Genomic DNA, 10,744 nt, shown 5'->3' with positions numbered 1-10,744 from the left:
AATTGTGTGTTGCCGTTTTTAACGACGAGAATTATCTTATCATCGTTTTATGTTTTCGTCAAGAACTTTTTTAAATAAATGTTTGATGAAATTTTATTGTTTTTGACGTGTTGTTTGCGACAACAGAAACTAATATAGCATATCTAATTTTTCCTTGCAATACTTTTCGCAAAAAAAGTTGTCAAACGATGTTTTTTACGATAAAGCCTTATCTCATCGCTTAAGCCACAATATGTTTATACCCCTCATTCATCACTTTTAAACACAAACGTTCTGAATTTTTTTCATCTATCATAGACTGACGTAACATGAGAAAAATACTCATCTAAGAAAGAAGGTGCAGCACATGTTTATTACCTTGCATAAAAAAACACTTTACCGCTTCACCTTTATCGTATCAATTATGCTAATTATATCTTCTCTTTATGTCACCTTTATTAAAGAAGCCCTCTCAGAGACACGTCTCGTTTATTTGCCATCCCCACCTCCAGCGGCAATCCATCATGTTCATCGCTACGACAAAGCCATCAGTCTCACTATAAATTATACAGGAGACAAAGATAGCTTGCCCTATCTATTAGATGCACTAAAAGATTCTAGCGTCTCGGTGACACTTTTCTTACCTTTAGATCTCTTAAAACAAATCTCTTTTGACAAAGCCACTTCTGACCGATCCGAAGAATTAGAAGACTTATTTGATTGGGGTGGGCTGATTAATCGTAAGAAGGAAACAACCATAACGATACCTGATGGTATTCACTTTTTAAGACAGCCTTATGCTAACTCAAACCACCTTAAAGAGACCGCCGAAAGTGGCCACACTACAATCGGAGCTTCACTCACACTTACAGAACCCCATCAACCTTTTAACGAACAACTCAAACAGACATTGAAACAAACCATTAGACCAGGTGATATCATCGCCATCGATTTGCATCAGGATCTTGTTAACGGGACTTTCTTGATTCAGGCAATCGGTGACTACCTTACTACTGAAGGGTTTCAAATCTTACCACTGACACAATTATTATTTGAAGAAGAAAAGCTAAAGATTGAGCGTATTGATTAATACCTCACCTTCAGCTTTTCTTTTGTTTGCCGCCTCTTCTAATGTGAATACACTTAGGCGTTACTTATTTTCTATTTCGTTAATGACCACTTCTGCCATCTGATAATAGATCTTACCAATCACTTCATCCTTCGCATAAATAGAGCCAGTATTATCATTATTCGGTTGACCTAACGGAATCTCAGCAAGCAACGGGGCTGTTAGCTCTTTTGCTAGCCACTCGCCACCACCTTTACCGAAGATATATTCACGTTCATGCGTCGTTTGACTTTCGAAATAAGACATATTTTCGACCACTCCGACAATCTCATGATTGGTATTACGCGCCATCTTACCAGCACGTGATGCTACATGGGCGGCTGTTTCGTGCGGCGTTGTCACAATAATTTCTTTTGACGTCGGCAACGTTGTATGAACATTTAGCGCCATATCTCCTGTACCTGGAGGTAAATCTAACAATAAATAGTCTAACTCTCCCCAATCTACTTCAATAAAAAAGCTATTAAGCATTTTACCAAGACGCGGACCACGCCAAATAACCGGATCATTTCCTTCAACAAAAAATCCATTGACATGATTTTTACGCCATGAGCTTCTACTGGAATAATTTTATTTCCTTGTAAGGTCGGTTTTTTCGTTACCCCCATCATATGAGGAATACTAAATCCATAAATATCCGCATCAATAATACCAACCTTTTTACCAAGACGCGCTAAATTAGCCGCGAGATTGGCGGTGATGGTTGATTTACCAACGCCGCCTTTACCACTGGCAATCGCAAGAAACGTTGTTTTTGCTTCTCCGTTTAATAACGGTGACATCATCACTTGATATTGCGGATATTTTTTCAACTGTTCTTCAGGTAACTGAGTGAAGTGAATCGCGACGTCACTTGCACCAGCTTGTATTAATTTATTGGTGAGCTCTTTTTTTAACCGATCATTTTCCGGTTGATTCAGTTGACTTAATGCTAATTCAATCGTCACCTTACCCGTCGTTTCATCCACTTCAACTAACTTAATCGCATCCGTTTCCACAAAACGTTTATGTATAAACGGGTCTTGGACCGGTCTTAAAATTGTCATCACTTGTTGTTTTTTCATCACAGTCTTCCCCCTTATGCTGTATCGACTATTACAAAGTAGTATAACATATTCCTATTTCTCTTTAGTGGACAGATAATTTACCATGCCGTAAAAAATACTCCGTGCGACTTTTTCTTGGTAGTCCTCAGATAAGAGTAAGGCTCGTTCTTTCTCGTTAGATAAAAAACCGACCTCAACGAGGGCCATGGGTACTGTTACTTGTTTTAATAAATACACACCCTGAATGGCTTGAATCTCGCGTGTGGTGTTTTTTAACCGTTTAATAAGCGAGGCTTGAATCGATGCGGCCAATTTTTCACCTTCCACATTGGTTGGGTAATAAAACGTCTGAGCCCCTCGCCATATCGATTCTTCTATCGCATTTAGGTGAATGGACACCACAAGATCGGGTGCTTGGTCTTCTACTATCTTCACACGCTTATATATATCTGACCGCTTTTTTTCACGTACGCTTGTATCACTCGGTTTACTTAAGTCATAATCCGCCTCACGGGTTAGCGTCACATCTGCACCTTGTAACACCAAATAATCACGCAGCTTTAGGCTGATTGACAGCGATAAATCTTTCTCTAATACCTCTTGATAACTCGCCCCAGCATCCATCCCACCATGACCAGGATCAATAACCACATGTATATCTCCAAGTGGTAAGGAACTATAGACAGGCGTCACATCTTGATACATCATCACACTAATAATACCTACTAAACACACAAAAGAGAGTAACCATCCAATGAACTTGACCCGCTTCACCTGACCACACCTTTCTCAAGATAAGACTGTTTCTTAATCAATCTATGAAAGTGTGTGTCTTTGTATGAAGCTTTACTACACAAAAAACCTACAAGAACAGGCGTGACCACCTCTCTTATAGGAATAAATTATTGTTAATTTGCTTTAAATAACGTATACACCCAGCCGTTTGCTTCCTTATAACACGTTTGAACGTCCGCTTCAGTTAAATTTAATTGCTCAGTTAGGACATCCACTGCTTGCCAGTCAACTTGTTCATAGCTGATGGCTAAGCGCAAAAAGTCTGTCAGCGGACTTTGTCGTTCTGTTAGTGCTGTTTCAATCGTGTCGTTGAGCGATAACGCCTGAAGTAATTTATCCATTGGTTGTCGTAAAATCGCTGGCAGTTGAGAGAAGTAACCGACTAAAAAAGCCTCTTGTGTTTGATGGGGTAATAAATGCTCTGCTAAGTTCTCACACATCTTGGCACGATAATAAGAACTTTTAATCAGCGGCCCAACATGTGCCATCCCCTGTTTTTCAGACATATCTCTTAATGCTAATATATATAACCATTTCTTCAACTCCTGCTGTCCTAATAAGACAACGGCTCGTTCAATGGAGTTGACCTTTTGAATTCGCCTGTAAGCCGGTGAATTAATAAGTTTAAGCAATTTATAAGACAGCGATAAATCTTTTTGAATCGTTTTTGCGAGTGTCAATAACTCCACATCATTACGTTCAATTTCTTTAACCAAATTAATATAAGATAAGTAATACGCAGGAATTTCGAATGTCTCTAATACTTCTGGCTCCATAAAGAAAAAGCCTTGAAATAGATGGTAGCCGATACGTTTAGCGAAATCAAAATCATCCATCGTTTCAATCTTTTCCGCAATTAAACTAACTGATGGATGGTGAAGCTGCATCTGTTTGACAATTCGTTCTTGATCGAAACGCGTCGTCGTTAAAAAATCTACTTTCAAGTATGTTAAACAATGAATAACATCAGCTTTTTCCCATTTATTATAGATGGATTGCGTCACATCATCTAACGCTAAGCGATACCCCCGTTTTTTAGTCGTTTAATTTTGGTGATCATACGAGGGGTTAGTTGAACATCTTCCAAAATTTCAATGACAATATCTTGAGGCGCGACATCTTCAAACCGCTCTGACAATAATAACGTTTCTGTGAAGTTATAAATACTGGGTAGTGACCGGCGATTTGATCAATACCTATATTCAAAAAAGCATTAATCACGACTTCCACTGTCGCTCTATCACCATCCCACAGTTGATTCACGCGGTCTGATCGATATAGCAATTCATACGCATATAGTTTTCTCTGACGATCTAAAATCGGTTGTTTCGCAACTAATACTCTACTCAAAGCCCTTTCACCCCACGTACGTATTTATAAGGAAAACCTTATATGTATTTGGTTATAATATTTATCCATACTTTTACTTAATATCGGCAAATAAAGGTCAATGTTAATAGGTTGATAGTCATTTCTTATTTTGACTTTATACATCCTACCATAATGTCACATTCTAACATATTTAAGTACATTAAAAAATAGAGCTCATACCTTTTAAGGTATAGCTCCATTCTTCATTTAACCTGATGGATTATTTTATGAAGCCATGTTCTTACAGGCTTCTGCACACTCACGACAAATTTGTGCACATTCTTGGCAATGACTATCCTTAAACTTTTCACATTCGACTGCGCAGGCTTCACACATATCCGCACACAGTTGACAGTGTTGTTTGTAAAACTTACTTTGTCGAGACATGAAAGCCATTGATTGTAAACATATTTCCGCACAGTCATGAAGGATGTCGAGACAATGTATTCTCGCCTGAACATCTGGTTCTTTTAAACAAGCCGTTGTGCACTCTTCACATGCTCGCGTGCACTTTACACATAGGCTAATGCAATGATCCATCGTTGTTGGTGATGTTGATAATACTCCCACCTTTTAAAACCTCCTATCCATTTAATTATCGTTATTATTTCACGTTTATACTTTTTTATACCTAGTGTTTTATATTCTGAATCAGTTCAGGAGCGATATCCATACTCGCTATCCGTAGTATTAAAAAAGAGCCACTCTCTTTTTTAAGAAAGTCGCCCTTAAATTACCCAATCAATATGACTGTATTAACACTCACCACACGTGTGTTGTTTCTTCGTTTTAAATTTCGTCCATGTTTTTTCAAAGTTATTGCCACAAGCACATTTAAATAATAACTTTTGTGAGTAGCCGTGGTATTCAGTCGATAGTAATTGCGCATCTGTTTTTGTTTCTACATAATGTCTAATCTCATCAATTGTCCAGCGTTTATTCATCTTCTTCCTCCTGTTGTGCGTTCGTATAATAGCCATACTGTCATACATATACTATATTTAATGTTTACGACTGTACTAATCAGTCGATAATTCATCCTCATCAGACGTCGTCGTTAGACTAAGTTACCGAAAAAAGAACCCCTTTTTGGAAAAGAGATTCTTTTTGAGATTCTTGCAAATATTAACGTTTTGAGAATTGTGGTGCACGACGTGCGCCTTTAAGACCTGGCTTCTTACGCTCTTTCATACGAGCGTCACGTGTTAGGAATCCAGCACGCTTAAGAGTTGCACGATATTCTGGATCTGCTTCTAATAATGCACGAGATACACCATGACGGATTGCACCTGCTTGACCTGTGAATCCACCACCATGTACGTTAACTAATACATCATAAGTACCTTCAGTTTCTGTTGATACTAGAGGTTGCTTGATGATTGTACGTAATGTTTCATATGGGAAATAGCTTTCCGCATCACGATTATTTACTGTAATTTGACCAGTCCCAGGTACTAAACGTACGCGAGCTGTTGAACTTTTACGGCGTCCGGTACCGTAGTATTGTACTTGTGCCACTATTCGTTACCTCCTTTAAATTATCCGCGAAGTTCGTAAACTTCTGGTTTTTGTGCTGCATGTGTGTGTTCTGCTCCACGGAATACGTGAAGTTTTTTAGCCATTTTACGACCTAATTTACCTTTTGGAAGCATACCTTTGATTGTTAGTTCTAACATTCTCTCAGGTTTCTTCTCACGCATTTCACCTGCTGATGTGCTTTTTAAGCCACCTGGGTGATTTGAGTGACGATGATACATTTTGTCTTGAAGTTTGTTACCAGTTAATTCGATTTTCTCTGCGTTGATGATAATTACGTGATCACCAGTGTCAACGTGTGGTGTGTAAGTTACTTTATGCTTACCACGTAGTAGTGCAGCGACTTCACTTGATAAACGACCAAGTGTTTTGCCTTCAGCATCAACTACAAGCCATTTGCGTTCAATGTTAGTTTCATTTGCCATGAAAGTTGTGCGCATATTCATTACCCTCCTGTATATCTTGTCTTTCGATGTTTTTTTGTCCAATTATATTGGTTTGATCTTATATTCTACACAATTAACTTTCCGGGGCTAATCGTGGTATAGAAATAAAATGCCATAGACCATCTTATCCTAAATAACGACGATTGTCAATAGCTGTTCACCCGGTTCCGTTGTTTTTTTCAAAACTTTTTTTCATTTACATCATAAACAACGTGTTTTAAGTATAATCCTTTAGCTGGCGCGGTTTTACCGAGGGTATTTCTGTCAAAATTCTCGAGTGCTTGCCTTATAACTTCCGGCGGTTTTCGCCCTTGTCCAACGTCGATTAAACTACCGGTGATAATTCGCACCATGTTGTATAAAAAGCCACTGCCACTGATCGTAAAAATAATCTCATCCGCTTGGTATTCACACGTCGCATGAAAAATCGTTCGTACTTTAGAGTCCTTTACATTACTTTTAGAAGCACAAAAGGCGGTAAAGTCATGTGTACCAACTAAATACTGACAGGCTTTATTCATCGCGACGACATCCAACGGCCCTCTCACATAATGGCTATAATGACGTTTAAAGGGTCGATGAGTGTGGTATTATACATACGATACTCATACCACTTCTCGAGCACATCAAAGCGTGCATGGAAATCATCCGCCACTTGATGAACGTCGGTAATAACAATATCATCTGGTAACTGGCTATTTATAGCCCGCACCCAATTCCCTTCAGGAATCATTAACGTACTATCAAAGTGAAACGCTTGTCCTAGCGCATGAACCCCAGCATCTGTTCGACCTGAGGCGGTAATCTTTACTTGTTCTCCTTTATGAATACGGGTTAAGGCTGCCTCAATCACAGCTTGCACCGTTAGTTGATTAGGCTGCACTTGATAGCCACGATAACGCGTGCCATCATAACTCACCCTAGCCAGTAAACGCATATTGATCATCCTTTGTTACTTTTTCCTTACTCGTTTGACTGCTCATCTTTGTACCATGAGACGGGTACCGGTGAAAAATCATCGAATAAATGTAAATCACGTTCTAAATATTGCACCGCTAAATCTGCCATCTTCACCGCATCACCGACATAACAATCAGCCGCGCCAAATCGCGCGGTTGTCATACAGCCTGCTTCAAGAAATGGTTCAGTCATTTTTACGTACTTATCGGAAATCCCACCTTTTAGATGCCGATAAGTTGCTGCGTGATGTTGGGCTCCGTTAGGCAGTTTGACTTTAAATCGTACCGGTCGATCTGTTAACCGGTCAGGAACATCCATCCATTCTTCCACACTATGAAGAAACGTATTTTTATCCATCCCCACACCGATAAATAACAACTTTGTCTTGTAATCATATAACTTACCAAAACAGCCGTAGCGATGACACGGCGTTCCGTGTGTATCATCTTTTAAATACTTTTCTCTGTTCTCCCCAATGGCTGCCACCGAATGGTCGGGTGTAACGAACGACTAACCCCTTCTCTTTTCAGAAAAAGATTAGGCAATATCCCGACACAGCTAGGCTCTGTCTTTGGATCAAAGAGCAACTTTCTCTCACCCATCTGTTCCCACGTATGGGTCGGAAAAATTAAGAGACCTTCTTTAAAGTAATCGATTAAGACGTCTAAGACACCGTCAGCTCTATTTTCTACTTCGCCAATGGCTTTCATCGATGAATGAATAAGCACAGTGTCAGACGGCTTTAAACCCATGTCAACAAGTTGTTGTTTTAATTGATCTTTTGTATACATCCGTACACCCCTTTTTATTTATGGCACGATTTGCAGTCGATCGTCACACATTAAAACCTGGCATAATCCGCGTAGATAATGCCAGTAATCAATGATTTATAACACGCGCCCTGAGTTACGTTCTAAGATAAAATAATCCTACCATTACAACTAAAAACAAACCAATGGCGACATAATCACGCGCAACAATCTCTAGTTCTCTTAAACGTGTACGTCCTTCCCCACCACGATAACCTCTTGCTTCCATAGCCATTGCTAACTCTTCGGCTCGCTTAAAAGCACTCACAAACAGAGGTACGAGTAATGGTACAACCGCTTGAATACGTTCTTTCAGTGGTCCGGTCTTAAAATCTACCCACGGGAGGCCTGTGCTTTTGAAATTTTTTCTGTTTCTTGCATTAAGGTCGGAATAAATCTTAAGGAAATCGACATCATCAAAGCCAATTCATGGACGGGAAATTTAATTTTCTTTAATGGATGCAGCAATGTTTCGATCGCATCGGTAATTTCAATCGGGGTCGTTGTTAATGTCAATAACGACGTGACTAAGATTAATAAGAAAAACCGCAATGAAATTTGGAAACCTTGAATCAGTGCCCCTGAATAAACAGGAAATCCTAGCAGCGTTGTTAACACATCTCCTTCGCGTGTCACAAACAAATGCAACAAGAAGGTAAATACAATTAAGAACCAGACGGGTTTAAGTCCTTTAAGTAAAAAGCGCGGTTTTACTTTTGTTAGTGCCGCAGCCGATAAACTAAAAACCGTTAGCCACAGATAACTATAGGCATTATTCGCAAAGAACACAATAATCACAAACGTAAAAATCATCATAATTTTCGTTCTCGGGTCGAGTTTGTGCACAACAGAATCAGCCGGCACATATTGGCCAATAATAAGTGAACTCGCCATTACCTGCCACCTCCTAATTGTGCTTTGATCTCTTTAACTAGGTCATCAATAGAATGCTTATCATAGGTTATTTTTATCCCTAGTCGCGCCTCTAAATCCATTAAAAACTGAATTTCTTCTGGCACATCAAGTTGGACTTGTTTTAAGCGATCTTTTGTACAAAAATCGTTTCAGGTTTACCTTCTAAATGTTTCTTTCCTTGTTCTAAAATAATCACATGATCGGCATACTTTAAGGCATCTTCCATACTATGCGTCACGAGGATTGTCGTTAAGCCTTTTTCATGATGTAATCGGTAAAACATATCCATCACTTCTTGTTGCCCCTTAGGATCAAGTCCTGCCGTTGGTTCATCTAAGACGAGAACCTCTGGTTCCATCGCCAAGACACCGGCAATCGCGACGCGACGCATTTGGCCACCACTAAGATCAAACGGCGAACGATTGAGTAGTGATGCGTCTATATTAACAGCTCCTAACACTTTAGGTAGACGGGCTTTGATCTCATCATCCGTTGCGCCAAAGTTTTTCGGTCCAAAGGCAATATCTTTTTCAATCGTTTCTTCAAACAGTTGGTGTTCAGGATATTGAAAAACGACACCTACTTTTTCACGTAATCCTTTAATATTTGCCGTTTTTTCATCTGCTTTTAACCGATAGTCACCAATCTTCACTTCGCCTGATGTTGGTTTTAATAAACCATTAAGATGCTGAATCAACGTTGACTTACCAGAACCTGTATGGCCAACAATCGCCACAAATTGTCCCGACTGAATATGAAAAGATAAATCTTTTAATGCATGATACTCAAAAGGGCTATTCGGTTGATACGTATGACTTACTTCTTTGAATGAAATGTCCATAGTTGATCTAATAGCTCCTTTTGTGTTAATGGTTGTTGATCAAAGTCCATTATATCTTTTAATCGATTCGTTACTTTCGCTGTAAATGGGACATCTAAGCCAATCTGGCGTAGTGCTTCTTCTTGTTTGAAAAGTTCCCGCGGCACAGTCTCTAGCCAGATTTCACCCTCATTCATAACAATAACGCGATCCGCTCCTACAATTTCATTTAGATCATGTGTGATGCTTACTAGATTAACCTTTGTCTCTTCTCTTAAATCATTGACGGTCATCATAATATCTTTTCTACCTCTTGGGTCAAGCATCGCTGTTGCTTCATCCAGGATAATCAGTTCTGGTTGAATCGCGAGGACACCCGCAATCGCCACGCGCTGTTTCTGTCCTCCTGACAGACGGTGGGGTTCATGGAATAAATAATCCGACATCCGTACACTCGTCAAACTATCTTCAATCCGATTCAGCATGATCCGACGGTCAATCCCGCGGTTTTCTAGTCCAAAAGCGACATCGTCTCTTACTGTGGTACCGACAAATTGGTTATCCGGATTTTGAAAGACCATCCCAACCTTTTCGCGAACATCCCATACCGTTTCAGGTGTAACCTCCATACCATGTACATAAATAGCCCCCTCATCAGGAAACAATAACCCATTCATTAATTTAGCAATCGTTGATTTACCCGAACCGTTGTGACCTAAAATGGCGACCCATTCATCTTGTTTGATTGAAAAGCTCACATTTTTAAGGACCCACGGTTGGTCTTCTGCATAACGAAATGACACATTGTCAAAGATTACTTGATTTAAAGTCATTTTCATTCCCCCAATATCGACAAATTATTTCCTAGGAAATGATTTATCAGTCTCTATAGTTATCGTATCATTGCGACGATTGATGCTCTTAACTGCTAATTTTAT

Annotated in this window: 11 protein-coding genes and 4 pseudogenes; 1 reads left to right on the top strand and 14 read right to left on the bottom strand. The window is 39.4% G+C overall.

Translation table 11 applies throughout. The features are described 5' to 3' along the window. The first annotated feature begins 346 nt into the window (after nt 1-346). Nucleotides 347-1,069, top strand: coding sequence for a hypothetical protein (locus JCM19043_RS08935; RefSeq protein WP_062321834.1), 723 nt, complete (start codon nt 347-349; stop codon nt 1,067-1,069). Nucleotides 1,070-1,129: 60 nt separating this feature from the next. Here JCM19043_RS08935 and JCM19043_RS17585 read toward each other — a convergent pair. From JCM19043_RS17585 to JCM19043_RS08870, 14 genes and pseudogenes are all read right to left on the bottom strand, one after another. Next, a pseudogene (locus JCM19043_RS17585) lies at nt 1,130-2,175 on the bottom strand (P-loop NTPase). 51 nt (nt 2,176-2,226) lie between these two features. Next, on the bottom strand, nt 2,227-2,928 hold the full coding sequence (gene cwlD, locus JCM19043_RS08925) for an N-acetylmuramoyl-L-alanine amidase CwlD (RefSeq protein ID WP_062321832.1): 702 nt from the start codon (nt 2,926-2,928) through the stop codon (nt 2,227-2,229). A 134-nt stretch (nt 2,929-3,062) separates the two neighbouring features. Beyond that, a complete protein-coding gene (locus JCM19043_RS08920; RefSeq protein ID WP_062321830.1) occupies nt 3,063-3,953 on the bottom strand; it encodes an EAL and HDOD domain-containing protein in 891 nt (296 codons plus the stop codon). 64 nt (nt 3,954-4,017) lie between these two features. Next, nucleotides 4,018-4,299 (bottom strand): hypothetical protein, encoded by a 282-nt coding sequence (locus JCM19043_RS16425; RefSeq protein WP_156321374.1) that lies wholly within the window; start codon nt 4,297-4,299, stop codon nt 4,018-4,020. Nucleotides 4,300-4,545: 246 nt separating this feature from the next. Next, entirely contained in the window at nt 4,546-4,707 is a 162-nt protein-coding gene (locus JCM19043_RS17580) for a four-helix bundle copper-binding protein (protein ID WP_255349952.1), read from the bottom strand. A 368-nt stretch (nt 4,708-5,075) separates the two neighbouring features. Then, the gene (locus JCM19043_RS08910) at nt 5,076-5,264 is read right to left on the bottom strand and encodes a hypothetical protein (protein ID WP_062321828.1); all 189 of its coding nucleotides are present in this window, start codon (nt 5,262-5,264) and stop codon (nt 5,076-5,078) included. A gap of 181 nt (nt 5,265-5,445) precedes the next feature. Then, the gene (rpsI, locus tag JCM19043_RS08905) at nt 5,446-5,838 is read right to left on the bottom strand and encodes a 30S ribosomal protein S9 (protein WP_062321826.1); all 393 of its coding nucleotides are present in this window, start codon (nt 5,836-5,838) and stop codon (nt 5,446-5,448) included. A gap of 20 nt (nt 5,839-5,858) precedes the next feature. Then, on the bottom strand, nt 5,859-6,296 hold the full coding sequence (gene rplM / locus JCM19043_RS08900) for a 50S ribosomal protein L13 (protein WP_062321824.1): 438 nt from the start codon (nt 6,294-6,296) through the stop codon (nt 5,859-5,861). Between the two features lie 185 nt (nt 6,297-6,481). Next, nucleotides 6,482-6,823, bottom strand: a complete 342-nt coding sequence (locus JCM19043_RS18815) for a hypothetical protein (protein ID WP_369813831.1) — start codon at nt 6,821-6,823, stop codon at nt 6,482-6,484. A gap of 23 nt (nt 6,824-6,846) precedes the next feature. Beyond that, entirely contained in the window at nt 6,847-7,239 is a 393-nt protein-coding gene (locus tag JCM19043_RS18810) for a tRNA pseudouridine(38-40) synthase TruA (protein WP_369813830.1), read from the bottom strand. A gap of 26 nt (nt 7,240-7,265) precedes the next feature. Further along, nucleotides 7,266-7,972 (bottom strand): annotated as a pseudogene (locus JCM19043_RS08890) (AAC(3) family N-acetyltransferase). Nucleotides 7,973-8,168: 196 nt separating this feature from the next. Next, nucleotides 8,169-8,965 (bottom strand): annotated as a pseudogene (locus tag JCM19043_RS08880) (energy-coupling factor transporter transmembrane protein EcfT). Then, nucleotides 8,965-9,827 (bottom strand): annotated as a pseudogene (locus JCM19043_RS08875) (energy-coupling factor ABC transporter ATP-binding protein). Before JCM19043_RS08875 ends, JCM19043_RS08880 begins: the two co-directional pseudogenes overlap by 1 nt. Continuing rightward, nucleotides 9,803-10,639: an energy-coupling factor ABC transporter ATP-binding protein gene (locus tag JCM19043_RS08870; protein WP_062321818.1), complete on the bottom strand. Its 837-nt coding sequence runs from the start codon at nt 10,637-10,639 to the stop codon at nt 9,803-9,805. The pseudogene JCM19043_RS08875 and the gene JCM19043_RS08870 overlap by 25 nt, the downstream one beginning before the upstream one ends. Between the last annotated feature and the right edge of the window lie 105 nt (nt 10,640-10,744).

The organism is Halolactibacillus sp. JCM 19043, from assembly GCF_001310395.1.
Taxonomy (GTDB): domain Bacteria; phylum Bacillota; class Bacilli; order Bacillales; family Amphibacillaceae; genus Halolactibacillus; species Halolactibacillus miurensis.
Note: the sequence above shows the minus strand (reverse complement) of the source record. Positions and strands in the feature narration are given on the sequence as shown.